The organism is Ensifer sp. (assembly GCF_035999185.1).
Lineage (GTDB): Bacteria > Pseudomonadota > Alphaproteobacteria > Rhizobiales > Rhizobiaceae > Ensifer.
In genome coordinates this window covers 33,045-59,565 of sequence record NZ_DASYHB010000121.1, presented here as the reverse complement: position 1 = coordinate 59,565, position 26,521 = coordinate 33,045, and the positions used below count along the sequence as shown (strand labels likewise).

At 62.6% G+C, this 26,521-nt stretch carries 26 protein-coding genes; 12 read left to right on the top strand and 14 right to left on the bottom strand.

Features of this window, described 5'->3' with window-relative positions; all coding sequences use genetic code 11:
• Nucleotides 1-95: 95 nt before the first annotated feature.
• From VGO04_RS15430 to VGO04_RS15405, 6 genes are all read left to right on the top strand, one after another.
• Nucleotides 96-848 (top strand): cephalosporin hydroxylase family protein, encoded by a 753-nt coding sequence (locus tag VGO04_RS15430; RefSeq protein WP_327496837.1) that lies wholly within the window; start codon nucleotides 96-98, stop codon nucleotides 846-848.
• Nucleotides 833-1,393 carry a GNAT family protein gene (locus VGO04_RS15425; protein ID WP_327496836.1) on the top strand — a complete coding sequence of 187 codons (561 nt, stop codon included), beginning with the start codon at nucleotides 833-835 and terminating at the stop codon, nucleotides 1,391-1,393. The genes VGO04_RS15430 and VGO04_RS15425 overlap by 16 nt, the downstream gene beginning before the upstream one ends.
• Complete coding sequence (locus VGO04_RS15420) at nucleotides 1,390-2,115, top strand: WbqC family protein (RefSeq protein WP_327496835.1); 726 nt, start codon at nucleotides 1,390-1,392, stop codon at nucleotides 2,113-2,115. Before VGO04_RS15425 ends, VGO04_RS15420 begins: the two co-directional genes overlap by 4 nt.
• Nucleotides 2,112-2,969, top strand: coding sequence for a phytanoyl-CoA dioxygenase family protein (locus VGO04_RS15415; RefSeq protein ID WP_327496834.1), 858 nt, complete (start codon nucleotides 2,112-2,114; stop codon nucleotides 2,967-2,969). Before VGO04_RS15420 ends, VGO04_RS15415 begins: the two co-directional genes overlap by 4 nt.
• Complete coding sequence (locus VGO04_RS15410) at nucleotides 2,966-4,117, top strand: class I SAM-dependent methyltransferase (RefSeq protein ID WP_327496833.1); 1,152 nt, start codon at nucleotides 2,966-2,968, stop codon at nucleotides 4,115-4,117. Before VGO04_RS15415 ends, VGO04_RS15410 begins: the two co-directional genes overlap by 4 nt.
• Nucleotides 4,118-4,231: 114 nt before the next feature.
• Entirely contained in the window at nucleotides 4,232-5,341 is a 1,110-nt protein-coding gene (locus VGO04_RS15405) for a DegT/DnrJ/EryC1/StrS family aminotransferase (protein WP_327496832.1), read from the top strand.
• Between the two features lie 9 nt (nucleotides 5,342-5,350).
• On the opposite strand, the gene VGO04_RS15400 is transcribed toward VGO04_RS15405, so the two are convergent.
• A complete protein-coding gene (locus tag VGO04_RS15400; RefSeq protein ID WP_327496831.1) occupies nucleotides 5,351-6,202 on the bottom strand; it encodes a glycosyltransferase family 2 protein in 852 nt (283 codons plus the stop codon).
• A 203-nt stretch (nucleotides 6,203-6,405) separates the two neighbouring features.
• Here VGO04_RS15400 and rfbF point away from each other — a divergent pair, with 203 nt between their 5' ends.
• The 4 genes from rfbF (at nucleotide 6,406) to VGO04_RS15380 (ending at nucleotide 10,373) form a co-directional block, all read left to right on the top strand.
• Nucleotides 6,406-7,173 (top strand): glucose-1-phosphate cytidylyltransferase, encoded by a 768-nt coding sequence (rfbF, locus tag VGO04_RS15395; protein WP_327496830.1) that lies wholly within the window; start codon nucleotides 6,406-6,408, stop codon nucleotides 7,171-7,173.
• The gene (gene rfbG, locus VGO04_RS15390) at nucleotides 7,170-8,237 is read left to right on the top strand and encodes a CDP-glucose 4,6-dehydratase (RefSeq protein ID WP_327496829.1); all 1,068 of its coding nucleotides are present in this window, start codon (nucleotides 7,170-7,172) and stop codon (nucleotides 8,235-8,237) included. Before rfbF ends, rfbG begins: the two co-directional genes overlap by 4 nt.
• Before the next feature lie 8 nt (nucleotides 8,238-8,245).
• Nucleotides 8,246-9,478 carry a class I SAM-dependent methyltransferase gene (locus VGO04_RS15385; RefSeq protein WP_327496828.1) on the top strand — a complete coding sequence of 411 codons (1,233 nt, stop codon included), beginning with the start codon at nucleotides 8,246-8,248 and terminating at the stop codon, nucleotides 9,476-9,478.
• Nucleotides 9,479-9,635: 157 nt separating this feature from the next.
• Complete coding sequence (locus VGO04_RS15380) at nucleotides 9,636-10,373, top strand: hypothetical protein (RefSeq protein ID WP_327496827.1); 738 nt, start codon at nucleotides 9,636-9,638, stop codon at nucleotides 10,371-10,373.
• Between the two features lie 69 nt (nucleotides 10,374-10,442).
• Here the strand turns inward: VGO04_RS15380 and VGO04_RS15375 are convergent, their stop codons facing one another.
• Genes VGO04_RS15375 through VGO04_RS15350 form a run of 6 tightly spaced genes read right to left on the bottom strand, consistent with a single transcriptional unit; the run spans nucleotide 10,443 to nucleotide 16,811 of the window.
• Nucleotides 10,443-11,210 (bottom strand): ABC transporter ATP-binding protein, encoded by a 768-nt coding sequence (locus VGO04_RS15375; RefSeq protein WP_327496826.1) that lies wholly within the window; start codon nucleotides 11,208-11,210, stop codon nucleotides 10,443-10,445.
• Entirely contained in the window at nucleotides 11,207-12,040 is an 834-nt protein-coding gene (locus VGO04_RS15370; protein WP_327496825.1) for an ABC transporter ATP-binding protein, read from the bottom strand. Before VGO04_RS15370 ends, VGO04_RS15375 begins: the two co-directional genes overlap by 4 nt.
• Complete coding sequence (gene nikC / locus VGO04_RS15365; RefSeq protein ID WP_327496824.1) at nucleotides 12,037-12,969, bottom strand: nickel transporter permease; 933 nt, start codon at nucleotides 12,967-12,969, stop codon at nucleotides 12,037-12,039. Before nikC ends, VGO04_RS15370 begins: the two co-directional genes overlap by 4 nt.
• Nucleotides 12,966-14,009, bottom strand: a complete 1,044-nt coding sequence (locus tag VGO04_RS15360) for an ABC transporter permease (protein WP_414650547.1) — start codon at nucleotides 14,007-14,009, stop codon at nucleotides 12,966-12,968. Before VGO04_RS15360 ends, nikC begins: the two co-directional genes overlap by 4 nt.
• A 60-nt stretch (nucleotides 14,010-14,069) precedes the next feature.
• Nucleotides 14,070-15,710 carry an ABC transporter substrate-binding protein gene (locus tag VGO04_RS15355; RefSeq protein WP_327496822.1) on the bottom strand — a complete coding sequence of 547 codons (1,641 nt, stop codon included), beginning with the start codon at nucleotides 15,708-15,710 and terminating at the stop codon, nucleotides 14,070-14,072.
• 45 nt (nucleotides 15,711-15,755) lie between these two features.
• Nucleotides 15,756-16,811 (bottom strand): dipeptidase, encoded by a 1,056-nt coding sequence (locus tag VGO04_RS15350; RefSeq protein WP_327496821.1) that lies wholly within the window; start codon nucleotides 16,809-16,811, stop codon nucleotides 15,756-15,758.
• Between the two features lie 347 nt (nucleotides 16,812-17,158).
• Here VGO04_RS15350 and VGO04_RS15345 point away from each other — a divergent pair, with 347 nt between their 5' ends.
• Nucleotides 17,159-18,433, top strand: coding sequence for an alpha/beta hydrolase (locus VGO04_RS15345; RefSeq protein ID WP_327496894.1), 1,275 nt, complete (start codon nucleotides 17,159-17,161; stop codon nucleotides 18,431-18,433).
• A gap of 95 nt (nucleotides 18,434-18,528) precedes the next feature.
• On the opposite strand, the gene VGO04_RS15340 is transcribed toward VGO04_RS15345, so the two are convergent.
• The 6 genes from VGO04_RS15340 to VGO04_RS15315 form a co-directional block, all read right to left on the bottom strand.
• Entirely contained in the window at nucleotides 18,529-19,572 is a 1,044-nt protein-coding gene (locus VGO04_RS15340) for a Gfo/Idh/MocA family oxidoreductase (RefSeq protein WP_327496820.1), read from the bottom strand.
• A 5-nt stretch (nucleotides 19,573-19,577) separates the two neighbouring features.
• A complete protein-coding gene (locus tag VGO04_RS15335) occupies nucleotides 19,578-20,369 on the bottom strand; it encodes a ThuA domain-containing protein (protein ID WP_414650546.1) in 792 nt (263 codons plus the stop codon).
• 103 nt (nucleotides 20,370-20,472) lie between these two features.
• Nucleotides 20,473-21,501: an ABC transporter ATP-binding protein gene (locus tag VGO04_RS15330; protein ID WP_327496818.1), complete on the bottom strand. Its 1,029-nt coding sequence runs from the start codon at nucleotides 21,499-21,501 to the stop codon at nucleotides 20,473-20,475.
• Between the two features lie 74 nt (nucleotides 21,502-21,575).
• Entirely contained in the window at nucleotides 21,576-22,406 is an 831-nt protein-coding gene (locus tag VGO04_RS15325) for a carbohydrate ABC transporter permease (RefSeq protein ID WP_327496817.1), read from the bottom strand.
• Nucleotides 22,406-23,389, bottom strand: a complete 984-nt coding sequence (locus VGO04_RS15320; RefSeq protein ID WP_327496816.1) for a sugar ABC transporter permease — start codon at nucleotides 23,387-23,389, stop codon at nucleotides 22,406-22,408. Before VGO04_RS15320 ends, VGO04_RS15325 begins: the two co-directional genes overlap by 1 nt.
• A 118-nt stretch (nucleotides 23,390-23,507) precedes the next feature.
• Complete coding sequence (locus tag VGO04_RS15315) at nucleotides 23,508-24,770, bottom strand: ABC transporter substrate-binding protein (protein WP_327496815.1); 1,263 nt, start codon at nucleotides 24,768-24,770, stop codon at nucleotides 23,508-23,510.
• A gap of 359 nt (nucleotides 24,771-25,129) precedes the next feature.
• Here VGO04_RS15315 and VGO04_RS15310 point away from each other — a divergent pair, with 359 nt between their 5' ends.
• Nucleotides 25,130-26,158, top strand: a complete 1,029-nt coding sequence (locus VGO04_RS15310) for a substrate-binding domain-containing protein (protein ID WP_327496814.1) — start codon at nucleotides 25,130-25,132, stop codon at nucleotides 26,156-26,158.
• A gap of 18 nt (nucleotides 26,159-26,176) precedes the next feature.
• On the opposite strand, the gene VGO04_RS15305 is transcribed toward VGO04_RS15310, so the two are convergent.
• A complete protein-coding gene (locus VGO04_RS15305; RefSeq protein WP_327496813.1) occupies nucleotides 26,177-26,518 on the bottom strand; it encodes a DMT family transporter in 342 nt (113 codons plus the stop codon).
• Nucleotides 26,519-26,521: the final 3 nt, after the last annotated feature.

Here is a 26,521-nt window from a genome sequence, read left to right as displayed (position 1 = left end):
CAGGAAAAGCGTCGCGAATCGGCGAAACCGCCACAGTTCACGGTTCGCCACCGTTGGCGCATCCATAGAGTGCATTCAAAAGGGTGTCAGGAGCAATGACAGTAGCAGACGATCGTCTCGCATTCGAGGCCCACAAGACGGAAATGGCGCTTGCGCTGGGCCAGGATCAAGGCGCATTCCAGCAATCGCTCGACACCCTGGTGACGCTCGACAAGTACGACTACTCCTACCTGTGGTCCTTCATGGGCGTGCCGATCATCCAGATGCCGGCCGATGTCATGGCGACCCAGGAAGTCATCTGGAACACCAAGCCCGACATCATCATCGAGACAGGCGTCGCCCGCGGCGGCTCGGTGATCTTCATGGCGGCCATGCTGCAGCTGATCGGCAAGGGCAAGGTCATCGGCGTCGACATCGACATCCGCGCCCACAACCGTGACTCGATCGAGCAACACCCCATGTCCTCGCGCATCACGCTGATCGAGGGCCCTTCAACGACCGAAGAAACGCTGGCGAAGGTCAAGGCCGAAATCCCGCCAGGCGCCTCGGTCATGGTGGTGCTCGACAGCGACCACAGCCGCGACCATGTGCTGGACGAGCTGCGGACCTATGGCCCGCTGGTAACCGAAGGCCAGTACATCGTTGTCGCAGATACCTTGCTTGGCTGGGGCGACACCTCGCAAACGCCGACAAAGCGCTCCAAAATCTGGTATCCGGGCGACGAGCCCTATGCGGCGCTGAACACCTATCTCAAGGAAACGGATCGCTTCGAGACCGATCCCGTCCTCAACGGGAAACTCGTGCTATCGAGCTCGCCTGGGGGCTACCTGAAGTGCGTACGCAAATAGAGGATGCGGGAATTGCCCACACGGCGGAGGGCAACCTAAACCTGCGCTCCGTCGATGCCGGTGATTTTCCACTGTTGTTTGCGCTGCGTCGCGACCGAGAACTGCAATCGCTCTTGCTAACCGTGCCAGACGGAACGACCGACGACGACCTGGAAGCATGGGTGGATCGGCGGAAAAGCCAACCAGGCGAGGCCTTCCTTGTGATTGAAGATGGCGCTTCCCGAAGAGCCGTCGGTTACGTTCAGGTCAGTCAAGTTCACCGCAAGAACGGAACCGGATATGGCGGGATCGTGCTTGCCGCCCACGCCCGGGGGCGTGGGCTTGGCCAATCGGCGCTGCGACAACTAATGTCGTTCAGCCGTATCCAGCTGGGGCTACGCAAGCTCCTTGCGGAAATCAGGGTGGACAATCACCCCTCCATGAAGCTTCATCTCGGGCTCGGCTACCGCATTGTCGGCACGATGGAGAAACACTTCGTCGACGCCGAAGGGCACCAACATGATGTCGCGCTGCTGGAGCATGTGTTGAGCGAGGTGGGCTCGTGACAGCTGTCGTCATCTCACAGCCGATGCTTTTTCCCTGGCCGGGCTTCTTTGAGCAACTGATGGTTGCCGACGGATACATCTATCTGGACGATGCCCAGTTTTCGAAAGGCAGCTTCACCAATCGCATCCAACTGCTGAACGGCAACGATCGGGCGTGGATGACGATCCCGCTTGCCGGCAAGGGAAGCTTTCAGAAAATCCGTGACCTATCGGGAACCGGCGAAGAGTGGCGCGCAAGCCACCGCTCGCTGCTGCGCCAGTCACTGAGCGGAGCGCCCTTCATCGACGATGCGCTGGCTGTCTTCGACGAGGTCTACGCCAAGGAGACGGTTTGCGATCTGCTGATCGCCAGCATCGAGGTCTCTGCCCGCTACATGGGCATCGGCGCTGAACGCATCGTGCAACGCTCCAGTGAAATGGCGATTACCGGAACGTCGTGGCAGCGCGTGCTCAATTTGGTGCTTTCGGCTGGAGGCACGCGCTATCTGACCGGGCACGGCGCTGCCAACTATCTCGATCACGGCGCATTCGAAGCCGCCGGCGTCCACGTCGAGTACATGAGCTATAGCTGCACGCCGTGGCCCCAGCCCCGCGAAACCTTCACGCCTTATGTATCCGTACTGGACCTCATCGCGCGCACCGGTCCCGATGCGCGCAAGCATTTGTCACCGACGACCGTGTCTTGGCGGGAATTCCTGAAGGAGGAAGATCGCGTATCATGAAGAACAGCACCATCATTTCCGAAAGCGCGCGCCAACAGTTCGAGACCGACGGCTATCATCTGGTGCCGGGCTTCTACGATATCCAGGCTGAGATCGCCCCCATCCAGGAGGGCGTCCGCCAGATCCTCGAACTGCTTTGCAAGAAGTACGGCGTCGACGCGCCGACTGGGACCGCTGAGGAAGCGATGTCTATCGCCTACCGCAGGCTCATTGCCGTCAACCGTTCCTGGGGCGGCGAGGTCTATGATGCGGTGAAGCAGATCCCCGCCTTCATGCGCCTCGTCAGCGCCGCTGCCAACGACGAGGTCTTCAAGGCGCTGCGACCTGGCAGCATTCCCGGTATCGCCGCTGGCGGCTACGGGATGCGTATCGACAATCCCGGCGAGGAAAAGTTCCGCGCACAGTGGCATCAGGAATTCCCGTCGCAATTGCGCAGCGTCGACGGCATTGTCTTCTGGACACCGTTGCTGCCAGTCAGCGCAGACATGGGGCCGGTTCAGATCGCCGAGGGCTCGCATGCCGAGGGGCTCGTGCCCGTGTATGAGGATGACGCCGGCGCCGGAAAGACGGGTGCCTATGCGCTGCATCTCCACAAGGGCGAGGAACGGCTGGCGCGCTACAAGCATGTCGCGCCGCTCAGCAAGCCCGGCGACCTCATTCTGATGGACTTCCTGACTCTGCACCAGTCGGGCCACAATGTCTCGCAGATCCCGCGCTGGAGCATACAGTTCCGCTACTTCAACTTCGCCGAACCGGTGGGCATCCGCATCGGATGGAAGGGCTCGTTCGCGGCCGGCGTGAAGTTCGCCGACGTCCTGCCGGAGCTGGTCGCTCCGCAAGGAGAGCCGGCATGACTGCCTGCCGAGTTTGTGGCGACCACATCGGCGCCCCATCCTATGAAGTGCCTGCGCCGGCCCTGACGTCGAGCACCACGTTGCTCGACGTGCCGACGCGCGTCTACGTGTGCGGCGTCTGCGGACATGCGCAAAGCGACGATATTCCTGATATCGAGGCCTTCTACGACACCGGCTATCGGATCTCTCTCAGCAGCGAGAACCACGACCAGTTCTTCGCGATCGCGGCAGATGGCACGATCATCTATCGCACCGATCACCAGGCCGCATTGTCACTCCGCCTGCTTGACCTTCCCAAGAGCGCTTCGATCCTCGACTATGGTGCCGCCAAGGCGGACACGTTGCGCAAGATGGTTGCGGCGCGCGACGACCTTCACCCCCACGTCTTCGATGTCAGTTCGGACTATGCGGCCGCCTGGCAGGGCTGGGTGCCGGAAGCGGCACAGGCAACCTATACGGTGCCCGAGACCTGGCAGAAGACGTTTGAGGCGGTCATGTGCCATTTCGTCGTCGAGCACGTGGCCGATCCCGTCGGCTTCATGCGCGACGTGCACAACCTGCTGCGCCCGGGTGGCACCTTCCTGTTCTCCGTGCCCGACGTTGCGGGCAATCCCGGTGACATGGCGGTTGCCGACCACCTCAACCATTTCAGCCAGGCGTCGATTGTCCATGCCCTCACAAGCGCAGGCTTTGAGGTGGAAACCGTCGACAACACCTCGTTTCCCGGCGCCTTTTTCGTCGTCGCGCGCAGCTCCGCGGCGGCGCTCGACGTTCCAGGCACGTCCGCTGCGGCCGTTGAGGCGGCCAAACAGGCGCGTGACATCTGCGCCTTCTGGGATCAGGCATCGGTAAAACTTAAAGACGGGGTTGAGCGCTACGCCAAGCGCAAGGTCGCGATCTACGGCGCCGGCTTCTACGGAAGCTGGATTTACGGGCGCATCGGCCAGGCCGTCGATGTCGTGGCGTTCCTGGATCGCAACGAAAACATGAAGGGCGCAACCCACTTCGGCATTCCCGTCCTGTCGCCAGAGGACCTGCCGGGGGACGCCGAGGCGCTGTTCATCGGCCTCAACCCCTTGAAGGCCCGCGCCGCCATCGCCGCGCAACCGTGGCTCGAGCGACCAGGCCTCGACCACGTCTGGCTCTGACGCGGGCGAACCAGAACAAGCGGCAGCGGGAGAACGAAACAAGATGCCTTGTCTCTCCCGCTCCGGCATCCACGGCTTTCCAGCAACGTCCAGGTCTCTATCGAACGGCGCCCCATGAAACCCCGCATTCTCTACACCAAGCCCTCGATCACAGAGCGTGAAGTCGCCTATGCCACAGACGCCGCGGCCAACGGATGGGGCGAGCGCTGCTACGACTATATCAACCGGTTCGAGGCTGCCTTTGCTGCACATCTGGGCACGACGCACGCGATCTCGACGTCGAGCTGCACCGGTGCATTGCACATGGGGCTTGCCGCTCTCGGCGTCGGACCGGGTGACGAGGTTATCCTCGCCGACACCAATTGGACGGCTTCAGCTGCCCCGATCGTTCACCTCGGCGCGAAGCCTGTTTTCGTCGACGTCCTCGCAGACAGCTGGTGCATCGATCCGGAAAAAGTTGAATCGGCGATTACGCCGAAGACGAAGGCCATCATGGCCGTGCATATTTACGGCAATCTCTGCGACATGGATCGTCTGCTCGAGATCGGCGCGCGGCACAACATTCCGGTCGTCGAGGATGCCGCCGAAGCGCTCGGCTCGGAATGGCGCGGACGTAAGGCCGGTTCGCTTGGCGCCTTCGGTGCCTTCTCCTTCCACGGCACCAAGACCGTGACGACTGGCGAAGGCGGCATGTTCGTCACCAGCGACAGCAAGCTTTACGACAAGGTCCTGACGCTTTCCAACCATGGCCGCGCCCGCGGCCAGAAAAAGCAGTTCTGGCCGGACGAAATCGGCTTCAAGTACAAGATGTCGAACCTGCAGGCCGCCATCGGCCTGGCGCAGATCGAGCGCGTCGATGAACTGGTGGAGCGCAAGCGCGAGATCTTCTACGCCTACCGGGAACAGCTTTCCGGCGTGAACGCCCTGGCCATGAACCCGGAGCCGGAAGGAACGAAAAACGGTTTCTGGATGCCGACCGTCGTCTTTGCGCAGGAGACAGGCGTAACACGGGAAAGGTTGCAGGAAGCCTTTGCGGTCGAAAACATCGACGCCCGCGTCTTCTTCTGGCCGCTGAGCTCCCTGCCGCCCTTCGATGACGTGCCGGCCAACGCCACGGCCTACGACTTGCCCGGCCGGGCGATCAACCTGCCGAGCTATCACGACATGACGGGCGAAGAGATCGCGCGCGTGGTTCAGGTCCTGCGCGATTGCGCTGCGGCCTGAGGCCGGTCTTCAACCGAACGGCAAGGCCGAGCGCAGTTTATGCTTTATCGCACGCTTGTGCGTCTTGAACCACGGCGCAACACGGCGTTCCAGGTGGAGTTCCAGCGCGCGTCTTATGATCTTCAATTCGGCCGGTGACCACTCGCGCTCAGCGATCATCTCAAGCGCAAGTTGCCGATACTGCTTACGCGCCTGCAGCAACTTGTCCGGCGGCAGATGGTAGTTCGCTTGCCGCTTGATGCGCTGAATGAAGCGCCCTTCGGGCGACAGCGCAACGGCATTGTCGAGGATCGCCGGCAGCATCGCCAGATGATCGGCCGCCCAGGCAAACTCGTAGTTCGCGAAACCGCCCAGGGCGCTGTCGGTCGCCTCTCGCCTCCATAGACCGTAGAACCAGCTGGGATGGCACCCGATCAGGATATCACGAATACGCCCCACGCGGTCGTTCGCGATTGAAGACGGAAGCTCGAACAGCCGCTCAGCGCTTTCCGTAATCCGAAGCACCGGAGAAACCGCCAGCACCGCTTGGGGGTTTCCATCCAGCGCCGACACCAGGCCCGCGAGATGCTCGCGATCGGCCAGGTCGTCATCCGCGCGCCAGCAAAAATAGGGCGCGCTCGTCATATCCCGCGCTCTTATGAAGTTCTCCGTCGCGGGTACGGTTTCAGGATAGAACACGTGACGGAACCGTTTGTCCGTCCTTGCGAAGTCCGCACAAATGTCGCTGGTGCCGTCGGTCGAGCCGTTGTCGGAAATGAAGACTTCAAAATCCTCGAAGCTCTGATCCCGAAGGGAGGCAAGGCACTCGCCGATGAACTCCGCGCCGTTATAGGTCGGCAAACCGATGCTTACTCTCGCCATTCCGCCGTCTCACTCAGCGATTGCATTAATATCGCAAATCGTGCAATGAACCTGGCGCTTCGCGCCAAAAAGTTGTGTGTCGTGGTTCATAGTTCGACAAGCGGGATTGTCAATGCGCCGGAGCCATCTACACACAAGGTCGCGCTGATATACGGCGAGGCAACCCGTTGTGTTCGGGGCACATGCAACTACAGGGCACTTACATGAAGGTTGTCATTCTTGCCGGTGGCTACGGCACGCGCATCTCGGAAGAGAGCCATCTCAGGCCGAAACCGATGATCGAGATCGGCGGTCGGCCGATCCTTTGGCACATCATGAAGATCTACAGCCACTACGGGTTTTCGGATTTCGTGATCTGCCTCGGCTACCGTGGCTACATGATCAAGGAGTACTTCGCCAACTACGTGCTGCACTCCTCCGACGTCACCTATTGCATGAGAACGGGCGAGACCCTGTTTCACTCGAACAAGGCCGAGCCCTGGCGCGTCACGCTCGTCGATACCGGAACCGATTCCATGACCGGCGGACGTCTGAAACGCGTCGCCGATCACCTGGGCGATACGTTCTGCCTTACCTATGGTGACGGCGTCGCAAACATCGACATCAAGGCGCTGACCGATTTCCACCGTCATCACGGCCGTCAGGCAACCGTGACAAGCGTCATCCCGCCGGGCCGCTACGGCGCGCTTGCTGTCAACGATGGGCGGGTTCAAAGCTTCATCGAGAAGCCGGCCGGCGACAACGGTCACATCAATGGCGGCTTCTTCGTCCTCAACCGCTCGGTCCTCGACCGGATCGAAGGGGACCACACGCCGTTCGAGGCCGAGCCTTTGGAAGGCCTTGCGGCAGAAGGCCAGTTGATGGCCTTTGAACATGGCGGTTTCTGGCGTCCGATGGATACGCTGCGCGACAAGAACCAGCTCGAAGACCTCTGGCAGGGCGGTGCTGCGCCCTGGAAAGTCTGGGCATGAGCCGGCTGGCAAACCCATCCTTCTGGGTCGGCAAGCGCGTGCTGCTGACGGGCCACACCGGCTTCAAGGGGAGCTGGGCGCGACTGTGGCTGACCAATATGGGTGCCAGCGTGACCGGTTACGCCCTGCCGCCGGCGGCAGAGCCCTCCCTTCACGCCCTGCTTGGCGCCGGCCAGACCATCGACGAATACCTCGCCGACATTCGCGACAGCGACACGCTTGCCGCGGCGATCCTGAAGTGCGATCCGGAGATCATCCTCCACATGGCGGCGCAGCCGTTGGTGCGCGAGAGTTACCGGACGCCGGCCGACACGTTCGACGTCAACGTCATGGGAACGGTACGCCTGCTGGACGCAGCACGTCACTCGCCCGCGCTCAAGACCGTCGTCGTCGTGACCACCGACAAGGTCTATCGCAACGACGAAAGCGGTCGGCACTTCCCGGAAGACGCCGTGCTTGGTGGCCACGACCCCTATTCCGGCTCGAAGGCTGCGTGCGAACTGGTCGTCTCGACCTGGCGGGATTCGTTTCTGCGCGAACGCGGCGTGCAGGTGGCGACGGCCCGCGGGGGCAACGTGCTCGGCGGCGGCGACTTCTCGGTCGACCGACTGGTTCCCGACATCGTGCGCGCGGCCCAGTCGGGCAAAACGCTTGACATCCGCAGCCCGCTCGCCACCCGGCCTTGGCAGCACGTGCTTGATTGCCTCAACGGCTACTTCACCCTTGCCGAAGCGCTCCACGCCGGCGAGACCGAGGTGACCGCCCTGAATTTCGGGCCCTCCCCAGCCGAGCCACAGATCCCCGTCAAGGACGTCGCCGCCGCCATCCAGACCGCGATGGGCCTGCCGACCGAATGGCGCGACACATCGTCGGAAGATCAACCCCGCGAGATGAAGACGCTCGGCCTCGACCCGGCGCTTGCCGCAAGCACCCTGTCCTGGATCGCCCGCCTCAGCCAAATCGAGGCAATCAACTGGACCGCGCGCTGGTATGACGGCTGGCGGCGCGGCGGCGCTGCTCGCGACCTCACACTCAGCCAAATCGACGCATTCATGAGAGGCTAACGACTTCGATGTCCCACAATTGCCGTTTCTGCTCGACACCGCTCAACACTGTCGTCGCCGACCTGGGCTCGACCCCGTGGTCGAACTCGTTCCTTGAGCCGACCGAAGAAGCGATCGCGCGCGAGCGCTCGTTTCCCCTGAAAGCAATGGTCTGCTCCGAATGCCTGCTGGTGCAGACGACGGAGAACGTGCCCGCGCACGAGATCTTCACCGACGGTTACGCCTACCTCTCGTCTTTCTCGACAAGCTGGCTCGAGCATGCTCGCCGCTATGCCGACACCATGACCGAGCGCTTCGGGCTGAACGACAGTTCCCAGGTCGTCGAGATTGCGTCCAATGACGGCTACCTGCTGCAGTACTTCGTCGACAAGGGCATTCCGGTACTCGGCGTCGAGCCCGCCGCCAACGCGGCACGGCTTGCCGAGGAACGCAAGGTTCCGACCGAAGTCGCCTTCTTCGGCCGCGAGACCGCAACCGAACTCGTCAAGCGCGGGATCCGCGCCGACCTGACGGCCGCCAACAACGTCCTCGCCCATGTGCCTGACATCGCCGACTTCGTGGGTGGCTTTGCCATACTGCTGAAGCCGGATGGCGTGGCGACCTTCGAGTTCCCGCATCTTCTGCGGCTGATGGAAGAGGTGCAGTTCGACACGATCTATCACGAGCACTACTCGTATCTGTCGCTCGCCGCCGTGGAACGCATCTTCGAAAGTTCCGGCCTGAAGGTCTTCGACGTCGAGGAACTGCCGACGCATGGCGGCTCGTTGCGCGTCTATGCACAGCTTGCATCGGGCGTGCGGAAGGCCACGCTTCAGCTTGAGACGCTGCGCGCCACCGAGGCGGTTGCCGGACTGATGAAGATGGAAACCTACCAGGCCTTCGACACCCGCATTGCCGCCGTCTGCAAGGATTTCCAGGACTTCCTGGCGCGCGCCAAGGCCGAAGGAAAAACGGTGGCGGCCTATGGCGCCGCTGCGAAAGGCAACACCTTCCTCAATGTCTGCGGCCTGTCGCAAAGCGAGATCGCCTTCGCGGTGGACCGGAACGACCTGAAGCAGGGCAAGCTCTTGCCCGGAACCCATATTCCGGTGCACGCGCCGACCCGCATCGAGCACGCAAGGCCCGATTATCTGGTTATCCTGCCGTGGAACCTGAAGGCAGAGATCGTTGCCGACAACGCTGCGATCCGCGACTGGGGCGGCCGCTTCGTCGTGGCTATACCGGAGCTCAGCGTATTCTGATTTTCAGCGCCCAGGGCGCGGGCGGTTCGTCCAACCTTCCCCTTTAAGGGCGGAAATCAACCACGTTGATCGCCTAGGGGTGGGTTTGCACAATTGAAGCGAGATCGAGCCGCGCGTGGGTCTTGACGGTTGCAAAAAACACACCCAAGGATGTGTTATGTCCACGATTGACCTTTGCGTTGTCGCCACCCGGCGCCCGGATTTGCTTGACCAGACGCTCGCGAGCTTCGGAGAGAAAATCTTTGGCAAGCTCAACCTGCGCGGCGCCTATCTCAATCTCGACCCGGTCTTCGGGTCGGTGGACGACCATCGCGCCTGCGTCGAGATCTTCCGCAGGCATTTTCCTGAGGCCACCATTTTCCAGCCGGAAAGCCCGGGCTTCTGCGCGGCCGTCGCCAGGCTCTGGTCTGCCTCAAGTGCCGACTACGTCTTCCATCTTGAGGACGACTGGATTTCCTTGAGGGATATGGGCGAGGAACTGCTGGCGCCCTTCGCCGACCCGACGATAAGCCAGGTGTCGTTCCATACGGCGGACCAGAACTGGGATATCGGCCGCAAGGGCCACTTCCATCGGCGCAACGAATATGCGCACCTCTTCGGGATCAGGATCCCACTGTTTCGGACCTTCCCGAAGTTCACCACCTCGCCCTCGATCCTGCGTGGTGGCTTCGCTCGGCACTGCGCCGGTCTGATGGACCTTTCCAGGGATCCGGAGAAGCAGTTCTATTCGGGCGTCAACCCGGTGATGGAAGACTATGTCGCGAGCCGTCGCAACTACATTTACTCGCCAGACGCATGCCCTGTGATCAAGGATATGGGACGTGAATGGCGCGAACAGCGACACATTCAAAAGGTGATCACCGACTCCACCTCGGTCTGGCGGGAAAGCGCCTGAAAGCACAGCGCTTTCCCGTTTGATACAGATGCCCCGCGAGGTTCTCGCTCTGCCTGTAAACGCCGGTCGTCACACGGTCGCAGCGGCGTCCTTGCGCTGAAAGCCCTTGCTCGCCACCATCAAGCTGCGCGTATAGTCCTCGCCGATGCGCCCGGCGACGAGATCGGCTGACGACAGCCGTTCGACGACGCGGCCGCCCTGCATCACCGCCAACCGGTCACACATATGGGTAACGACGCCGAGGTCGTGGCTGACCATGATGAAGGTGAGCTTGCGGTCGCGCCTGACCTGCTCAAGAAGGTTCAGCACTTCCGCCTGCACAGACGCGTCGAGCGCCGAAGTCGGCTCGTCGAGAAGCAGGATCGACGGTTCGAGGATCAGCGCCCGGGCGATTGCGATGCGCTGGCGCTGGCCGCCCGAGAGCTGGTGCGGATAGCGGAACCGGAAACCGGATCCGAGGCCGACCTCGTCCAACGCCTTCAGAATGCGCCGTTCGCCGTCGGCGACACCGTGGACGGCCAGCGGTTCGAGCAGTTGCCGGTCGATCGTCTGACGCGGATGCAGCGAGCCGTAAGGGTCCTGGAAGACCATCTGCACGGCGCGATAAAAAGCCTTGTCGCGCTTGGAGCCCTTGAGCACCCGATCATGGACACGGATCGTGCCTGACGTGACCGGCGCCAGACCAGCGACGGCCCGCAGCAGGGTCGACTTGCCCGATCCGGATTCACCGACGAGCCCGAAGGATTCGCCGGGCGCGATCTCGACGCTGACGTCGTTCAACGCCTTGAACTCGTCATAGGTGACGACGACATTCGAAACAGAAACGGCTGATGTCATTGGGCCCACTCCGGCTTGCGGTCGAGGACCGGCAGGGGATGGCGATCGGAGCCGATCGCCGGCATGCAATTCAGAAGCCCTTGGGTATAGGGATGCTTGGCGTTGGCAAGCTCGGACGCCGCCAGCTCCTCGACGATCCGGCCGGCATACATGACGATCACCCGGTCGCAGAAGGACGAGACGAGCCTGAGGTCGTGCGAGACGAAGATCAGGCCCATGCCGCGGTCGGCCACGAGCTTGTCGAGGATACCGAGCACCTCGAGCTGGACCGTCACGTCGAGCGCCGAGGTCGGCTCGTCGGCGATCAGGAGTTCCGGTCCGGCAACCAGCATCATCGCGATCATCGCGCGCTGACCCATGCCGCCCGAAACCTCGTGCGGATAGAGATCGTAGACGCGCTTCGGGTCGCGGATCTGGACGGCTGCGAGCATGTCGAGCGCCCGCTCGCGGGCTTCACCCCGGTTGACATTCTCGTGCTGCCTGAGCGTCTCGACGATCTGCCGGCCGATGCTCATGACCGGGTTCAGCGAGTATTTCGGATCCTGCAGGATCATGGCGATGCGCTTGCCCCTGAGGTCCCGGCGGACCTTCGGCGACGCGGACAAGAGGTCGATGCCGTCGAAGGACAGTTGCTTTGCCGTCACCTGTGCGTGTGAAGGCGTCAGCCCCATGATCGCCCGGCCGGTCTGCGACTTGCCGGAGCCGCTTTCGCCGACGATGCCGAGGCGTTCGCGGCCGAGCGTGAAGGAGACGCCGCGCACGGCCTCGATGAGGCCGGTGCGGGTCGGAAACGAGACCTTGAGGTCTTCTACCGTCAGAAGCGCGCTCATTGGCCGCTCTCCCGCGGGTCAAGCGCGTCGCGCAGGCCGTCGCCGAGCAGGTTGAAGCCGAGGCTGACAATCAGGATCGCGATGCCGGGCATGGTCGCCACCCACCACTGGTCGAGGATGAAGCGGCGGCCGGACGCGATCATCGCGCCCCATTCCGGAAGTGGCGGCTGGGCGCCGAGGCCAAGGAAGCCGAGGCCCGCGGCAGTCAGGATAATGCCGGCCATGTCGAGCGTGACACGCACGATCAGCGACGACATGCACATCGGCATGACGTGCCGGAAGACGATACGGGTCGGCGAAGCGCCCATCAGCTGAACGGCGGCGATGTAGTCGGAATTGCGCACCGTCAGCGTTTCGGCGCGGGCGATGCGGGCATAGGGAGGCCAGGAGGTGATGGCGATGGCGATCACGGCATTCTCGATGCCCGGGCCGAGGGCTGCGACGAAGGCGAGCGCCAGCACCAGCTTCGGGAAGGCGAGGAAGATGTCAGTGATGCGCATCAGCACGGCATCGACCCAGCCGCCGGCATAGCCGGCGACAGCGCCGACGATGAGCCCGATCGGCGCGGCAATGATGGCGACGAGCAGGACGACGGCGAGCGTCAGCCGCGATCCGTGGATCAGCCGCGATAGGATGTCGCGGCCGAGATCATCGGTGCCGAGCAGGTAGCCGGGACTTCCCGGCGGCATCAGCCGTGCATTGGCGAGATCGCCGATGTAGGGCGAATGCGGCGCCAGAAGATCGGCGAAAGCGGCCACGAAGACCAGCGCCAACAGAATGAGCAGGCCGAGAACGGCGAGCTTGTTCGCGGCAAAACGCTGCCAGGTCATGTAGGCGCGACCGAGGCGGGCCTGCGTGCGCGACTGGGGACGATCGGACAAAAGCCATTCGCGGCGCGTCATCGGACGTGTCTGGGTAACGGTGCTCATCGCTGGCGCGTCCTCGGGTCGAGCGTCCGATAGAGAAGGTCGGACAAGAGATTGATGCCGATGAAGACCGAGCCGATGACGATGGTGCCACCGAGGACGGCGTTCATGTCGGCATTCTGCAGCGAGTTGGTGATGTAGAGGCCAAGGCCAGGCCAGGCGAAGACGGTTTCCGTCAATACCGAGCCTTCGAGCAGGCCGGCATAGGAAAGCGCGATCACCGTCACGAGCGGCACGGCAGCGTTTCTGAGCGCATGCCCCCAGATGATGCGGGTCTCCGACAGGCCCTTGGCCCGCGCCGCGACGATATATTCCTGCTGCAACTCGTTGAGCATGAAGCTGCGCGTCATGCGGCTGATATAGGCGAGCGAGAAGTAGCCGAGCAACGACGCCGGCAGGATGATGTGGCGAAACACATCCCAGAGCACGTCCCACTGCCGCTGCCAAAGGGCGTCGAACAGGTAGAAACCGGTGATCGGGGTGAACGTGTATTCGAAGACGATATCGATACGGCCGGGATAGGCGACCCATTTCAGCCGCGCGTAGAAGACGAGCAGCGACAGCAGCGCCAGCCAGAAGATCGGTACGGAATAGCCGACAAGGCCGATGACGCGGACGATCTGGTCGGCGATGCTGCCGCGCTTGACGGCGGCGAGCACCCCGAGCGGCACGCCGAAGATGGCGCCGATCAGCGTGCCGAGCGTCGCAAGTTCCATCGTCGCCGGGAAGACGCGGCGGATGTCGGTCATGACCGGATTGGTCGTCAGCACCGAAACGCCGAAATCGCCGGTCAGCGCCTGGCGGACATAGATGAAAAACTGCTGATAGAGGGGCAGGTTCAGCCCCATCGCCTCGCGCGTCCTTTCGACGACATGCGACGGCGCCCGGTCACCGAGGACGGCCAGAACCGGATCGATCGGGATCACCCGGCCGATGAAGAAGGTGACGGCCAGGAGGCCGAGATAGGTCGTCAGCACGACCACGAGAAAACGCAGCACGGCTGCCACGATCTTGCCGGGACGGGCGCGTTTGCGCCCGTCCATGGTCCCTGTTCCGCTCATGCTCAAGGGAACTATCCTTTCGGTTTATTCCTTCGAGACGGCTTATTCTTTGGTGATGCCGGCGACGAAGTTGGTGTCGAAGCTCGGACCGAGCTTCAGGCCCTTGACGTTGGCGCGGTAGCCGGCGACTTCGGTCTGCTGGAAGATGATGACGAACGGGCTTTCGCCAAGCACCGTCTTCTGCAGTTCCTTGTAAGTCTCCGCACGCTTGGCGCTGTCGCGCTCGAGCAGAGCTTCCTTGGTCTTCTTCGTCAGCTCCGGAACGTCCCAGGCATTGCGCCAGGCAAGGGTCTTGTTCTTGCCTTCGTCGGAATTGTCAGGGTTGCTGGTGAAGGTTTCGGCGTTGGAGTTCGGATCGAAATAGTCCATGCCCCACTGACCGATATACATGTCGTGGTTACGCGCACGGTACTTCGTCAGCGTCTGCTTGCCGTCGCCCGGGATGATTTCGAGCTTCACGCCGGCCTGGCCGAGCGTCTGCTGGAAGGATTCGGCAATGCCGGTGACCGGCTGGCCGTTGCGCACGTCCATGGTGACGGTGAAGCCGTCAGCAAGGCCGGCCTTGGAGAGCAGTTCCTTCGCCTTGGCGACGTCGAGCTTGTAAGGGTTCTCGTCGAGTGCGCCGAGCACGCCCTTCGGCAGGAAGCTCTGGTGGATTTCGCCAATGCCCTTGATGATCGTCGAGCCGAGTGCATCGTAGTCGACCAGATACTTGAAGGCTTCACGCACTTCAGGCTTTGCGAGGTTCGCGTTCTTCTGGTTGAGGCTGATGTAGTAGACCGTGCCCTTGGGCGCGCTGGTGGCCGCCAGATCCGCATTCTTCGTGACGGCGTCGAGATCGCCCGGCTCGAGGTTGCGCGCAACGTCGATATCGCCGGCTTCAAGCGCCAGGCGCTGGCCCGAGCTTTCCTTCATGTGGCGATAGATGACGCGAGCGAGCTTTGCCTGCTCGCCGTAGTAGTTGTCGTTGCGCTCGAGCACGATGACTTCGTTGGCGCGCCATTCGCGCAGCTTGAACGGACCGGAGCCAGCATAGCCGGTCTTCAGCCATTCGTTGCCGAAGTCGTTGTCGTACTTGTAGTCGTCGGTCGGCGTGACCGGCTTGACGTTGTCGAGGACCACCTTCTTGTCGAGCACAGCAGCAACGGTCGCCGTTAGGCAGTTCAAGACGAAGCTCGGTGCATAGGGCTGGTCGACGGTGAAGACGAAGGTCTGTTCGTCCGCAGCCTTTGCCTTTTCCGTCACGTTGTCGCCGGTGAGGCCGAACTGTGTGAGGATGAAGGCCGGGCTCTTGTCGAGCTTGACGGCGCGCTCGAACGACCAGGCGACGTCTTCAGCGGTCACCGGGTTGCCGGAGGCAAACTTCAGGCCGGACTTGAGCTTGAAGGTGTAGGTCAGGCCGTCGTCGGACACGGTCCAGCTGTCGGCGAGATCGCCAACGACCTTGGAGGTGTCGTTGATGTCGAGGCGCACCAGCATGCTGTAGGTGTTGCCGGTGACTTCGGCAGCGGTCAGCTCGAAGGCTTCGCCCGGATCCATGGTGATGACGTCGTCGATCGCGAAAGCTTCGACCAGCGTGTCCTTCGGCGTCTCGGCGAAGGCCGGCGCGGTCGCAGCCATGACCATGGCCAGCGCCGCCGAAGCGGTCAGAAGACGAAGACGTCCGTTGAGCTTGTGCATCATTTTGCAGTTCCCTCGTTATGCCCCTAACGGGCTCTTCTTCATGGTTCAGGCGGCTTCGTGCCAAGCCTGTCCCAGAACTCTCCACCAGTTCTCCCGGCATATCTTTGCCAGTTCGGCGTCACCATATCCGGCACTTCTGAGCGCCGCAACGAGCGCCTGGTTACCGGCAGCGTCGGCGATCTCCTCGGGGATCGTCGCCCCGTCGAAGTCGGACCCGAGCGCGACGCAGTCGATGCCCATGCGCTCGACCAGGTAGTCGATGTGGCGGACCATGTCGGAAAGCGGCGTGGCGGCGTTCTCCTGCCCATCGGCGCGCAGCATGGTCGTTGCGTAGTTGAGACCGACGAGCCCCTTGCTCTCGCGGACGGCGTCGAGCTGCTTGTCGGTCAGGTTGCGCGCAACCGGCGTCAGAGCATGTGCGTTCGAATGGCTGGCGACCAGCGGCTGATCCGTGGTTTTCGCGACGTCCCAGAACCCCTGCTCGGTGATGTGGGCGAGATCGATCAGAATACCCAGGCGATTGCAGGCCTCCACGAGCTCGAAACCAGCCTCGGTCAATCCCGGCGCCGTATCCGGCGACATCGGATAGGAGAACGGCACGCCGTGACCGAAGACGTTGTGGCGGCTCCAGACGGGGCCGAGCGAACGCAGGCCCGCGGCATAAAAGGTCTCGAGCGCGGACAGATCGGCACCGATCGCCTCGCACCCTTCCATGTGCAGCACCGAGGCAAACACGCCTTTCTCCACCGCCCCGCGGATTTCGGCGGTCGAGCGGCAGAGCTTCCAGGCCCCTGCCCGGTCGAGGCGCACGGCGATGTCGGCGAGTTCGATGGCGATTGCCAGCGACGGCAGGTGCTCAAGTGGAGCGGAAAGCGGCGTATCATAGTGGCCGTTCTCGCCCGGCGGCTGCAGGATCAGATCCCCCGAAGGCACGTAGATCGCCGAGAGACCGCCGACGAGATGGCCCGCCTTGGCGCGCGGCCCGTCGATATGACCCTGGTCGATGCCGTCGACGAATTCGCGCACGGGGTCTGCACCCTTCCGGGCGTTCTGCCACAGGCGCAGAAGCACGTCGTTGTGGCCATCGAAAACCGCCTGCATTCCTGAATTTCCTTTTTCATTTCAGGGAGATCGGATGCGTCCTCTTTCGACGGCACCCAAGGGAAGTCGCCGCGATGCTAGTGAAACCCCAAAGCCTTTTCAATGAATATCAGGGGGTTTTACCCAGGCCTGCCTGTAGCGAAATGTTGCATGATTGCCGCATAGCCGCTGGCAAACACGGTGCCACAAGGCTTCGAACCCCAGCCAAGGGATGAAAACCCAGCGTTTCTCATGCAAGGAGAATGGCTTGGGCCCACGGATCGGGCCGACATGCTGCATGATGCGGTACAGGGAGGTTGGCGGTGCGTTCGTTTTCTCTTGCGGGCTCGAAGAGGCCCTGGGGCCGCATCGCTGCGACGCTTCTCCTGGCAGCCACGCTTGCGGCCTGCGCCGGACGCCCCGTGGGCGTGCTCGTCCCTTCGGGCACGACGGGCGGCGCCTCCAAGGTCGACCTGCTGGTCGCAACGACGCGCGCTCCCTCGGCAGAGCCGGGCGTACTTTTTAGCGGCGAACGCTCGGCCGAGCTTTCACTGACGGAAATTGCCGTCTCCATTCCGCCGGAAAAGAACCGCAAGGTCGGCCAGGTGCAATGGCCGACGAAGCTACCCGCCAATCCGGAGCGCGATTTCTCCACCGTCAGCGTCACGCCGCTGCACGAGGGCAACGACGTCCAGAACTGGGTGAAGGGTCATCTGCCGAAAACCCGGCGCGTGCTGATCTTCGTTCACGGCTTCAACAACCGCTACGAAGACGCCGTCTATCGTTTTGCCCAGATCGTGCACGACAGCGGCACCGACGTCGCCCCCGTCATCTTCACCTGGCCCTCGCGCGCTAGCATCTTCGACTACAATTACGACAAGGAAAGCACCAACTATTCGCGCGACGCGCTGGAGGAACTGCTTCGGCGCGCCTCAAGCAATCCCCAAGTCGGCGAAATCACCGTCATGGCCCATTCCATGGGGTCGTGGGTCACGGTCGAGGCCCTGCGCCAGATGGCGATCCGCGACGGACGCATCGCGCCCAAGATCACCGACGTCATCCTCGCGTCGCCCGATCTCGACGTCGACGTCTTCGGCCAGCAGATCCGAGCCATGGGTACGAAACGCCCGAAGTTCACGCTGTTCGTCTCGCGCGACGACCGGGCGCTGACCTTGTCGAGGCGCATCTCCGGCAATGTCGACCGCCTTGGCCAGATCGATCCGACCGCCGAACCCTATCGCACGCAGCTGGAACAGGCCGGCATCAGCGTCATCGACCTGACGGCGCTTAAGGGCGGCGACAAGCTGAACCACGGCAAATTCGCCGAAAGCCCCGAGGTCGTGCGCCTGCTCGGCAACCGCCTGATCGCCGGCCAGACCGTGACCGATTCCGACGTCGGTCTCGGCGAACGCATCGGCGCCGTCACGCTCGGTGCCACCCAGACGGTTGGCAGCGCCGCGAGCCTTGCGGTATCAACGCCGATCATGATCTTCGACCCCAACACCCGCAGGAACTACGACGCGCAGGTGCGGCGTCTCGGCCAGTCGATGGAAAACACGGTCGGTTCGACGGTGACCCCTTGGGTGCCGCCGGAAAACGGGGGCGCCGCGAAAAGCAACACCCCCGACCGTCACTCTCGTTAGCGCGCTGTGCGTTCATGCAAGGCACAAAGACGCTCTAGGATTTTGTTCTAGAGCGTCCTTCTGCCCGCAAGTAAGCCCACTTGAGACAGGGTGCTTTAGACGGGCAGCTCGCGCCGCTCGGCTTCGGTCACCATCGCGAGGTCGAGCACCTTCTGCAGGTTTGCCGCATGGCGGAACCCGGGCTCTTCGGTCTTGCTCTTGCGGACCGCAGCCACGAACCGCTCGTAGTTCGTCGGGACCGTGCCCGCATCGACATCGCGCCAGATCGCCTTTTCAACGTCGGCGCCGAGGCAAGCCCTGAGCGTCGAGCCGTCGGGCGTGTGCACCACTTCGAGCGCGCCCTTATCGCCGTGCAGTCGGAGCCGGAGCTCGTTCAGATGCCCGGTCGCCCAGCGGCTGGCATGGACGACGCCCATGGCACCGTTGCCGAACTCGGCGGTCATGACGAAGCTGTCATTGGCGTCGAGGTCATACTCGCCGATGCGGTTGCCTGGCGCCTTGTCGAAGGTCTTCAGCCGCGCGAAAACGCGCGACGCATCGGTGCCCGCACCATAGCCGGCAAAGTCGAGGATGTGGATGCCGACGTCGCCGAGCACGCCGTTCGAGCCGTGCTTGGTCGAAAGCCGCCAGAGCCATTGCGATTCCGTCGCCCAATCGCCCCAGGCCTTGGAGACGAGCCAGCTCTGCAGGTACGACGCCTCGAGGTGGCGCAGCTTGCCGACCTCGCCGGCAAGCACCATTGCCCGTGCCTTCTGCAATGGCGCAACATTGCGGTAGGTGAGGTTCACCATCGTCACCAGGCCGGAGCGCTCAGCGGCCTCCGCCATCTCCGCCGCCTTGGCGTAGTTTTCGGCGAGCGGCTTTTCGCAAAGCACGTGCTTGCCGGCGGCGATGAGAGCGAGCGTCGTCGGGTGGTGCGCCTTGTCGGGCGTCACGTTCGTCGCGGCATCGAACTTGCCCCAGGCGATCGCCTCGTCGAGCGAGGTGAAGCTGTTGGCGATGCCATGCTTGTCGGCAAAGGCCTCGGCGCGCTTCGGGTCCACATCGACGGCGCCAACCATCTCGACGCCTTCGATCTTGGCAAAGGCCTGGGCATGGCTGTTCGCCATGCCGCCGGTTCCAACTACAAGAAGACGCATGGTTCTCACCTGTATCCTGCTTCGCCGGCCTGATGCAGCCGAGGCCCACGCTCGACGATCGGCTCCAGCGCCTTTTCGACCGGCACGTTCGGCGCATCGTGGATCGCCGTGTAGCGGTTGTCGGCGTTGTAGGCCCACTTCACCGAGTTGCGCAGGACCTTCTGCACATTGGCGTCGTGATAGGTCGGGTAGGTTTCATGACCCGGGCGGAAGTAGAAGATGTTACCGGCACCGCGGCGCCAGGTAAGACCCGAACGGAATACTTCGCCGCCGGCAAACCAGGAAATGAACACGGTTTCGAGCGGCTCGGGTACCGAGAACTGCTCGCCGTACATCTCCTCGTTTTCCAGCACGAAGTTCTCGTCGATACCCTCGGCGATAGGATGGCGCGGGTTGATCGCCCAGACGCGTTCGCGCTCGCCGGCCTCGCGCCACTTCAGCGCGCAAGGGGTGCCCATCAGCCGCTTGAAGATCTTGGAGAAGTGGCCGGAATGCAGCACGATCAGGCCCATGCCTTCCCAGACGCGCTTTGCAACCCGCTCGACGATTTCGTCGTTGACGGCGCCGTGGTCCTTGTGGCCCCACCACAAAAGCACGTCGGTATTGGCGAGGCGCTCGACGCTGAGCCCGTGTTCCGGCTCCTGCAGCGTCGCGGTCGTCGCCTCGATGCCGCCTTCGGTGTTCAGCGCCGCCGCGATCGTGTTGTGCATCCCGTTCGGATAGATGCTGCGGACGATCTCGTTGGTCTGCTCGTGGATATTCTCGCCCCAAACAACTGTTCTGATAGGCACGTTCATTCTCCTTGCGTTCGCCCTCACGGGCATGTGCTCTTACGATGGAGGGGGCCGCCACGAATTGGCGGCCCCGACGTTAGAAACCGTTCGATTTCAGGATAGCCAGTCAGGCTGCCCCTTTCATGGGAGTTCGGCCAAGCGCCAGCCCGGCCGTATCGAAGCGGTGGATGTTGTCGCCGACCGGCGAGATCTGCACCGTCTCGCCCGGCCGGTGAAGCGAAGTGCCGCCTTCGCGGACGATGACCGGTTCGCCGGCACCGATATCGAGATAGATGTAGCTGTCGGATCCCAGCATCTCGGAATGCACCACCGTTCCCGACCATTTGCCGTCGCTTAGCCTGATCTCCAGATGCTCGGCCCGGATGCCGATCGTGTGGGCATCGTAGGGCGCGGCCAGTGCGCCGGTCAGAAAGTTCATCTTCGGCGAACCGATGAAGCCGGCGACGAACACCGAGTTCGGGCTCTCGTAGAGTTCGAGCGGCGTGCCGATCTGTTCGACCAGCCCATCCCGTAGCACGCAAATGCGATCAGCCAGTGTCATCGCCTCGACCTGGTCGTGGGTGACATAGATCATCGTCGTCTTGTGCATCCTGCGATGCAGCTTGGCGATCTCGATGCGGGTGGCAACGCGCAGTGCCGCGTCGAGATTGGAAAGCGGCTCGTCGAAGAGAAAGACCTTCGGGTCGCGCACGATTGCCCGGCCGATCGCCACGCGCTGGCGCTGGCCGCCCGAGAGCTGGCGCGGCAGACGCTGGAGATAGGGTGTCAACTGCAGCATCTCGGCCGCCGCTTCGACCCTCTTCCTGCATTGCTCCTTGTCCTTGCCTGCCAGCTGCATGCCGAAAGACATGTTCTCAAACACCGTCATGTGCGGGTAGAGCGCGTAGGACTGGAACACCATGGCTATGCCGCGCTTGGATGGCGTCAACTGGTTGACCACCTGTCCGTCGAAGGAGAGCGTGCCGGAGGAGATGTCCTCAAGCCCGGCAATCAAACGCAGAAGCGTGGACTTGCCGCAGCCGGACGGCCCGACAAAGACCATGAACTCGCCGGCCCGGATGTCCATGCTCACGCCCTTGATCACCTCGAAGGCGCCGAAGGACTTGCGGACGTTGCGCAATTGAAGCTCAGTCATGTTTTTCTCCTCGATTCCACGAGATTGGAGCGGGATGCGGGCGGAAAACCGCGAACGCTTTTCCTCATCCCGCTCTATCCTTTGACGCCGCCGGCGGTGAGCCCGGAGATGATCCGCCGCTGAAAGATCAGCACAAGGATCACCAGCGGCACCGTGACGATGATCGATGCGGCCATGATGTTGCCCCACGGGATTTCGTATTCGCTGTTGCCCGAGAGAAGCGCGATCGCGACAGGCACCGTGCGCTGGCTGTCGGACGACGTGAAGGTCAGCGCGAACAGGAACTCGTTCCAGGCGGCGATGAAGGCAAGCAGCCCCGTCGTCACCAATGCCGGCCACATCAAGGGCATGAATACCCGCGTGATGATCACCCAGGGCGTCGCCCCATCGACGATCGCCGCTTCCTCGATTTCAACCGGCAGGTCGCGCATGAAGGTGGTGAGCACCCAGACCGTGAACGGCAGCGTGAAGATCATGTAGGAAAAGATCAGTGCGAGCGGCGTGTTGAAGATGCCGACCGCGCGGATCAGTTCGAACAGGCCCGCAAGCACCGCGATCTGCGGGAACATCGACACCGACAGGATCGTCAGAAGCAGCAGCGCGCGGCCACGAAAGCGCACCCGCGCCAGCGCGTAAGCCGCGGTGACCGCAAGCAGCAGCGAGATGCCGACGACAATGGTCGCAACCATCAGCGAGTTGGCAAGGTTGCGCAGGAAACCGCTGCTCGTGACGATGCCGGCGTAGTTGTCGAAGGAGATTTCGGTTGGCCAGTAGTCGACCCGGAACAGCGCCGTTCCGGATTTGAAGCTCGTCAGCACCGCATAGTAGAACGGGAACACGGCCATGATGACGATAGCGACGACAAGGGCGTAGAACGCCGTGCGCCTGGCGAAGGTGGCAACCATCAGCGCTCTCCCTCAAGATTGACCCGGCCGAACCACATATAGGCAACGGTGATCGCGGCGATGATCAGGAACAGCATCGTCGAGGCGGCAGCGCCATAGGCGAACTTGTCGAAGTCAAAGAGGTTCTCGCGCGCCAGCACCGACATGGTCTTGGTCTGGGCGTTGTTGGGCGTCAGCACGTAGATCAGATCGAAAATGCGCAGTGCATCGAGCATGCGGAAGATCACCGCGACCATCAGCGCCGGCCGGATCAGAGGCAGCGTCAGCCGCCAGAAGACCCTGATCGGATGCACGCCGTCGATCTTGGCCGCCTCGTAAATATCCGAAGGCACCATTTGCAGTCCGGCAAGGATCAGGAGCGCCATGAACGGCGTCGTCTTCCAGACGTCGACGATCAGGACCGCGACCATCGCCGTCTCCGGATTGGCGGTCCAGGCGATCTTTTGACTGATGAGCCCGAGGCCCAGCAGGAGGTCGTTCAAGATGCCGAACTGGTCGTTGAGCATCCAGGCCCACATCTTCGCCGAAACGATGGTCGGGATCGCCCAGGGGATGAGGATTGCCGCGCGCACCAGCCCGCGCCCCGGAAAATGGGCGTTCAGCACCAGGGCGACGATCAGGCCGAGCACCGTCTCGATGGTGACGGAAAGGGCGGAAAACTTCAGCGTGTTCCAGACGGCGTTCCACCAGGCGGGATCGGCGAGAAGGCCGTTGTAGACCGTGCGCCCGCTCTTCAGCGTGATCCAGGTAAAGTAGTTCTTCAAGCCGACGAACTCGGCGCCTTCAAGATTGGTCAGCGACGCATTGGTGAAGCTGAAATAGACGGTGCGCACAAGCGGCCAGCCGGCGACAAGTGCCAGCACCAGCAGCGTCGGCGCGAGAAAGATCCAGGCGGAGCGGATGCGCTCGGCGTTGAGGTCGGAGCGGATCCGGGTCTGCTGCCCGAGCGCGGAAGGCGGATCCGTGAGGGAAAGGTCGGTCATCTCTTTACTCACCCTTTGCCAGTCGGCACGCGGCCGAGCGGTTGATCGGAGAGGAATGCGGGGTGATCGGGTGGAGCGAAGGGAGGCTTGAGAAGCACTCCCCTCGCCCCCGGGAGGATCACCAGCTATCGCCCTTCATCTCGGTGAGTTCGATTTCGAGCAGTTCGAGGTTTTCCGCAGCCGTGCCGTTGCCGGAGAGCGAATTGTGAACGGCACCCCAGAACTTGGCCGAAACCTCGTTGTACTTGACCTTGGTGACGGCCGACGGGCGCGGCACGGCGCTCTCGAAAATCGGCTTCCAGGCCGGCATGAACGGCTGGGCCTTCGCCACCTCCGGATCGTCGTAAAGAGCGGCTACCGTCGGCAGGTTGGAGAGTTCGATCGCCCGGCGTTTCTGGACCTCGGCCGAGGACAGGAACTTGACGAGCGCGATCGCCGCTTCCTGGTCTTCGGAGTACTTGGAGACGGCGACATTCCAGCCGCCGAGCGTCGAGGACGGCTGGTCGCCATCGGTCGCGGTCGGCAGCGGTGCGACGGCGAACTTGCCCTTGACCGCGCTGTCGTCGCCATTGCCGAGCGCATAGGCATAGGGCCAGTTGCGCATGAAGACGGAATTGCCGGTCTGCCAGACGCCGCGCGACTCTTCTTCCTGGTAGGCAAGCACACCCTGCGGCGAGATCGTGCCGATCCAGCCCTTGATCCGGTCAATCGCGGCGGCTGCCTTCTCGTTGTTGACCGAGACGGTGCCATCAGGCTCGACGATCTGGCCGCCGCCTGACGACTTGATCCACTCGAGCGCGTTGCAGGTCAGCCCTTCGTAAGCGTTGCCCTGGAAGACGTAGCCCCAGAGATCGGGCTTTCCGGCCGCGCGCTCCTTCTCCTGGATTTCCTTGGCGATCACAGCCAGTTCGTCCCAGGTCTTCGGCGGTGCCTTGCCGTACTTTTCAAGCAAGTCCTTGCGGTAGTAGAGCGCCGGCGCGTCGGTGAAGGCCGGCAGCGCCACGAGACGCCCGTTGACTGTCTGCGAGGCGATGATCGACGGGAAATGCTGCCCGACGACGTCTTTCGCCGCCTCGGTCAGGTCGACGAACTGGTCGGCCAGCTGCGGCGCCCAGACAACGTCGGTCTGGTAGACGTCGACATCCTTGTTTCCGGCAGCAAGCCACAGCCGGTACTGGCTGAACTGTTCGCTGCTCGACGGCGGCATGGTGACCAGGCTCACCTTGTGGCCGGTCTCTTTCTCGAAGATGTCGAGCTGCTCGCGAATGAAATTGACGTTCTTGCCGGTCGTGTTGGCAGCGAGCGAAAGCTCGGCGGCGGCGGCAGCATCGGCGGCGACGACTGCCGCGCAAAAGCTCAGGACATTCAGCGTGATTTTCATGGTTTGACTCCTCCTGCTCCCCTCGACCGCCCGATTGCTCCTCCGCAAAATCGAAAACGGTTTGGCTGGAGAAAAGTTGGCAGAAGACGGAAAAACTGTCAATCCACACGTCCTCAAAAGTGCGACGGGTGTGTGAAACTGAAAATAATGTAAATTTTTCAACTAACTGCAGAGAAGACCGAGGGGTGGCGCCACGGGATCATAGACCCATAAAATCCAAGGGGCCATGTGTTATTTTAAAACGGTTTGGCTCTTTTACGCCGAGATGTGAGGCGGCAGGTCGCGGCGACAAACCGATTGTTACCGGGATGGAAGCTGTATATTTCTGAGACGGGCCAGGGTGAGGATACACAGACCGAATGAAGCTGAGGGAGTTCGCACAACAACTGGGCCTTTCGCCGACAACCGTCAGCCGCGCGCTGAGCGGCTATCCCGAGGTCAGCGAAAAGACCCGTCAACGCGTGACAGAGGAGGCAGCACGCCTCGGCTATCGCCCGAACATCAATGCCGTCCGCCTCGTCACCGGACGCGCCGGCGCCATTGGCGTCGTGATGGGCCGATCAGGCGAGTTTCACTTCTCCGAATTCATGGGGGGCCTTGCCGAACGGCTCGGCGCCGAGGACATCGACATTCTCGTCAGCCCCATGGATGACAAGAACCCGACGAGCGAACTCCAGCTCTACAGCCGGCTCGCCGTCAGCGGCCGCGTCGATGCGGTTATCGTGCATTCGCCGGAACCGAACGACGAACGCATTGCCCTACTTCATAGGCTCGGCATGCCCTTTCTCGTGCACGGGCGATCCGACGTCGATGTTCCGCATGCCTGGCTAGACATCGACAACGAAGGCGCGATTCGCCGGGCGACCTCGCATCTCATCGACCTCGGCCATCGCCGGATCGCCATGATCAACGGGCGCCAGGGGCGCACCTTCTCGCTCCATCGTGACAAGGGGTATCGCGATGCCCTCGAAGCCCGCGGCATCCCCTTCGATCCGCGTCTCGTCGCCCACGGTAATTTCACCGACGAGCTTGGCTTTCGCTTCTCCCGCTCCTTCCTCGAACAGACGCCGCGCCCGACCGCCTTTGTCGCCGGCTCGATGATGACGGCGCTGGGCATCTACAGGGCGGCGCGGTCGATGGGGCTTGAGATCGGCCGCGAAGTCTCGGTGATCGCCCATGACGACGTGTTCCCTTACCTGACGGCGGGAAACATGGTGCCGTCGCTCTCGGCGACACGCTCCTCGATGCGCGCCGCCGGCGTACGCTCGGCCGATCTCGTGCTGCAGCTGCTGGCGGGACGACCGGTCGCCGAGGTTCAGGAACTGTGGCCTGTGGAGCTGATCCTGCGTGAATCGACAGCAGCGCCGGCGGCGGCGAAAAACGCTTGAAACCGCCAGGCGATCGCGTCAGTGGAACGTCGATTTTGAAAAAAGGTTAAGCACAACCACGCCGGCGATGATCAGGCCCAGCCCCAGGATCGCCGCCAGATCGAGTTTTTGGCCGAAGGCAAAATAGCCGACGAGCGAAATCAGCACGATGCCGAGGCCGCTCCACACCGCATAGGCAATCCCGACCGGGATGAAGCGCAGCGTGTAGGACAGGAAGAAGAAGGCGATCGCGTAGCAGACCATCATCAGGACTGTCGGCCCCAGCCGCGAAAAATGCTGCGCCGCCTGCATCGCCGAGGTGCCGAGCACTTCGAAAACGATCGCCGCGACCAGAACGCTGTAGAGCATGGCGGGGTTCATGGT

Excerpts from the sequence above, each read along its gene's own strand:
- VGO04_RS15430 (WP_327496837.1), top strand. The coding sequence starts at position 96 with ATGACAGTAGCAGACGATCGTCTCGCATTCGAGGCCCACAAGACGGAA.
- VGO04_RS15415 (WP_327496834.1), top strand. The coding sequence starts at position 2,112 with ATGAAGAACAGCACCATCATTTCCGAAAGCGCGCGCCAACAGTTCGAG.
- VGO04_RS15410 (WP_327496833.1), top strand. The coding sequence starts at position 2,966 with ATGACTGCCTGCCGAGTTTGTGGCGACCACATCGGCGCCCCATCCTAT.
- VGO04_RS15405 (WP_327496832.1), top strand. The coding sequence starts at position 4,232 with ATGAAACCCCGCATTCTCTACACCAAGCCCTCGATCACAGAGCGTGAA.
- VGO04_RS15400 (WP_327496831.1), bottom strand. The coding sequence starts at position 6,202 with ATGGCGAGAGTAAGCATCGGTTTGCCGACCTATAACGGCGCGGAGTTC.
- rfbF (WP_327496830.1), top strand. The coding sequence starts at position 6,406 with ATGAAGGTTGTCATTCTTGCCGGTGGCTACGGCACGCGCATCTCGGAA.
- rfbG (WP_327496829.1), top strand. The coding sequence starts at position 7,170 with ATGAGCCGGCTGGCAAACCCATCCTTCTGGGTCGGCAAGCGCGTGCTG.
- VGO04_RS15385 (WP_327496828.1), top strand. The coding sequence starts at position 8,246 with ATGTCCCACAATTGCCGTTTCTGCTCGACACCGCTCAACACTGTCGTC.
- VGO04_RS15380 (WP_327496827.1), top strand. The coding sequence starts at position 9,636 with ATGTCCACGATTGACCTTTGCGTTGTCGCCACCCGGCGCCCGGATTTG.
- VGO04_RS15375 (WP_327496826.1), bottom strand. The coding sequence starts at position 11,210 with ATGACATCAGCCGTTTCTGTTTCGAATGTCGTCGTCACCTATGACGAG.
- VGO04_RS15370 (WP_327496825.1), bottom strand. The coding sequence starts at position 12,040 with ATGAGCGCGCTTCTGACGGTAGAAGACCTCAAGGTCTCGTTTCCGACC.
- nikC (WP_327496824.1), bottom strand. The coding sequence starts at position 12,969 with ATGAGCACCGTTACCCAGACACGTCCGATGACGCGCCGCGAATGGCTT.
- VGO04_RS15360 (WP_414650547.1), bottom strand. The coding sequence starts at position 14,009 with ATGGACGGGCGCAAACGCGCCCGTCCCGGCAAGATCGTGGCAGCCGTG.
- VGO04_RS15355 (WP_327496822.1), bottom strand. The coding sequence starts at position 15,710 with ATGATGCACAAGCTCAACGGACGTCTTCGTCTTCTGACCGCTTCGGCG.
- VGO04_RS15350 (WP_327496821.1), bottom strand. The coding sequence starts at position 16,811 with ATGCAGGCGGTTTTCGATGGCCACAACGACGTGCTTCTGCGCCTGTGG.
- VGO04_RS15340 (WP_327496820.1), bottom strand. The coding sequence starts at position 19,572 with ATGCGTCTTCTTGTAGTTGGAACCGGCGGCATGGCGAACAGCCATGCC.
- VGO04_RS15335 (WP_414650546.1), bottom strand. The coding sequence starts at position 20,369 with ATGAACGTGCCTATCAGAACAGTTGTTTGGGGCGAGAATATCCACGAG.
- VGO04_RS15330 (WP_327496818.1), bottom strand. The coding sequence starts at position 21,501 with ATGACTGAGCTTCAATTGCGCAACGTCCGCAAGTCCTTCGGCGCCTTC.
- VGO04_RS15325 (WP_327496817.1), bottom strand. The coding sequence starts at position 22,406 with ATGGTTGCCACCTTCGCCAGGCGCACGGCGTTCTACGCCCTTGTCGTC.
- VGO04_RS15320 (WP_327496816.1), bottom strand. The coding sequence starts at position 23,389 with ATGACCGACCTTTCCCTCACGGATCCGCCTTCCGCGCTCGGGCAGCAG.
- VGO04_RS15315 (WP_327496815.1), bottom strand. The coding sequence starts at position 24,770 with ATGAAAATCACGCTGAATGTCCTGAGCTTTTGCGCGGCAGTCGTCGCC.
- VGO04_RS15310 (WP_327496814.1), top strand. The coding sequence starts at position 25,130 with ATGAAGCTGAGGGAGTTCGCACAACAACTGGGCCTTTCGCCGACAACC.
- VGO04_RS15305 (WP_327496813.1), bottom strand. The coding sequence starts at position 26,518 with ATGAACCCCGCCATGCTCTACAGCGTTCTGGTCGCGGCGATCGTTTTC.